4 protein-coding genes and 1 pseudogene are annotated in these 2,494 nt (G+C 31.6%); all 5 read right to left on the minus strand.

Going from position 1 to position 2,494, the window contains the following annotated elements:
* Positions 1-445: 445 nt before the first annotated feature.
* A complete protein-coding gene (locus tag ACWI69_RS12005) occupies positions 446-823 on the minus strand; it encodes a hypothetical protein (RefSeq protein ID WP_448822070.1) in 378 nt (125 codons plus the stop codon).
* A gap of 2 nt (positions 824-825) precedes the next feature.
* On the minus strand, positions 826-1,044 hold the full coding sequence (locus tag ACWI69_RS12010) for a hypothetical protein (protein ID WP_448822071.1): 219 nt from the start codon (positions 1,042-1,044) through the stop codon (positions 826-828).
* Positions 1,045-1,097: 53 nt separating this feature from the next.
* Complete coding sequence (locus ACWI69_RS12015) at positions 1,098-1,289, minus strand: hypothetical protein (RefSeq protein WP_448822072.1); 192 nt, start codon at positions 1,287-1,289, stop codon at positions 1,098-1,100.
* Positions 1,290-1,478: 189 nt separating this feature from the next.
* Positions 1,479-1,757: pseudogene (locus ACWI69_RS12020) on the minus strand (transposase); the annotation flags it as partial.
* A gap of 287 nt (positions 1,758-2,044) precedes the next feature.
* Positions 2,045-2,494 (minus strand): flavodoxin (locus ACWI69_RS12025; RefSeq protein ID WP_448822073.1); only part of this gene is annotated, 450 nt, incomplete at its 5' end.

Genomic DNA, 2,494 nt, shown 5'->3' on the forward strand with positions numbered 1-2,494 from the left:
TTTATTTTATCATCTTTGTTCGAGAAGACCCCTACTTCGCTCAAGTAAGGGATGAATCGAATCTCAAAAGATTGTTATAATTTTTCTGGAAATTATAACAGGATTTTGATAGAATAAACTATGCCATAAAGGCATGGTTTCTACGAACTTTAACAACTGAATATATGGAGTTGAGACAAGTAATTCTGTTGTCTCGTAAAATATTCACAGTATGCGACCCACTTTGAAAAGAGCGAAAGCCAAGCATTGACGTTCAAGGTGATATACAATATCTGTTGACCGCAAAACTTGATTTTTGTAGGTGACATCAGACATACGTTTTAAAAACTATGAAATTTGTAATATATTCAGGGTAGGAACTACCCGCAGAGCGTGATTAATATATCTGACATGAGTCAGATACTTTCCACGAAGCCCCGCCCTCTATTAGGGCAGTGGTAGTTCACTACACATACCAAACTATAAACTCATTTTCATTCTCTTTAACCCTTATTTTCGTTGAAGCTAAAAGTCCATTCAAAAGTCTTTCAACTTCGTCAGGATTATCCTCTAATCTAGCAGCAACAGCATCACCTTCTGGTGTTCTAGTAGACTTGAAGAAATCTACTAAAAATTCTTCTGCATCAGTGAAAGCATCCATATTTTTAGCGTACCTTAAAATTTCATCTCTCTTAACTTGAGGGTTTTCTTCAAATATATCCTCTATGAACTTTTCTAAACATTCGATTTTGTAACTTAAAACTGAACTTTCTAATGTTTCATAAAACTTATCAGATTTTTCTTTACTCCAATGCATGTAAAAAGTTTCCCTAACTTTATCCATATTTATTCTCTCTCCTCTAAAGCAATTTTCCAAATTTCTCTAATTTTTTGTGTTTTAAAATGTCTAAATATAGTTGTCTTCCCTGGAAGTTTTTCCTCTTTGGTTTTTTCCATAATTTTTACTATTGTTAAAGGAGCACCTTTTTGTAGGTACTCTTTATACAGTAACTCTTTAATCTCTTTTAAAGTATAAGTTTTTCCTTCTGTAGCGGTTTTCTCCATACCTTTTTCCAACTCATCCCAAACACTAGAAATTTTAGTAGTTTTAAAAAACTTTAAGCTGTTACTTTATATCTTTCATTAATAAAATACTTAGCATCTCTTCCACTACCACATCCTAAATCAAGAATCTCACCATTTTTTTCAGAAAGACTATCTTCAAAAATACTATAAGTTACACTCATATCAGCGCCAACTGTGTTGTTAAAAAAATCCTCTGCATTATCATTATAAAATTTTACGGACATTCTCCCTCCAATTATTTTTGTTATTTAAAGGCGTTTTTTTTTATTTTTAATCCCGCCTTATCATATAGGTTAATAATATCACGAATAAAAATAAAATCCAAGCTATAAAGCTTGGATTCAGACTGTAGACAAATGGCTATCAGATATTTATTATTCGATAGCCATTTTTTTATTTTTATGAATTTATAGTTACTTTAAAAAAAAATTAGTATTGAAGAAGCCTTTTCTAAACTTCCACATTGCTAATTTTTTTAAATTCATACATGCAAATTTGAGAGTGAGCTCCATTTTTACTTTCGCTAACCCTCTGTATTGTGTATATCTCATTCCATGTAGTTCTTTCGCGTTAGCGAAAACTCTTTCAATGGTTTGACTCCTAAGAGAATAGATCTCTTTAATTCCTACCGTGTGCCTTATATCTTCTACTTTTTCCAAGTACTCTTCCCATACGTGTCTAGCAACTATTTTAGTCTTCTTTTTCCATCAACAAATATGTTTTCTTCATCAAGGAAATTACATTTAGCAACTTCAACAAAAATTTGTTTAAAAATTTCGTCAAAAATATCAGTTCCTTAGCTTTGTCAATTTTTCTAATAATGTGATTTTCAGGAATAATTTTAACCAAATTAATAGTTTTAAATCGCCTCCTTATTTAAAAATATTATATCAAAAAATTCGAAAAAAAAAAAAGCTGTAGACAGTTGCTCGTCTACAGCCTGAAATGGCGTGAATTATTCACGCCATTTTGATTAAAACTATTGGAAGTTAACAACCCATTTTTCAATTCTTTCATCTGTTAAATTACTTTGATTTGTTTCATCAATAACCAAGCCAACAAAATTTCCATTTTCAATAGCCGTAGATTCATCAAACGAATATCCATCTGTAGATGTTGAGCCAACAACAGTTGCATTAGCTTCAGTTGCGGCAGTATAGAGCTCTCTCATTCCATTAACAAAACTAGAAGAGAAGGACTCTTGGTCTCCAACACCTACAATTCCCACCTTTTTTCCACTCAAATTTAAACTTTTTAGCTTTTCTAAAGGTCCAATCCAATCATCTTGTATATCTCCTATTCCCCAAGTAGAAGTTGCTAATATAGCAATATCAAATTCTAAAATCTTATCGATATCACCTGCATGAAAAACCTTTGCATTCAATAATGTACCTAGTTTTTCTGCAATTTGTTCAGTAACTCCAGTAGT

It is taken from the genome of Cetobacterium sp. (assembly GCF_977044495.1).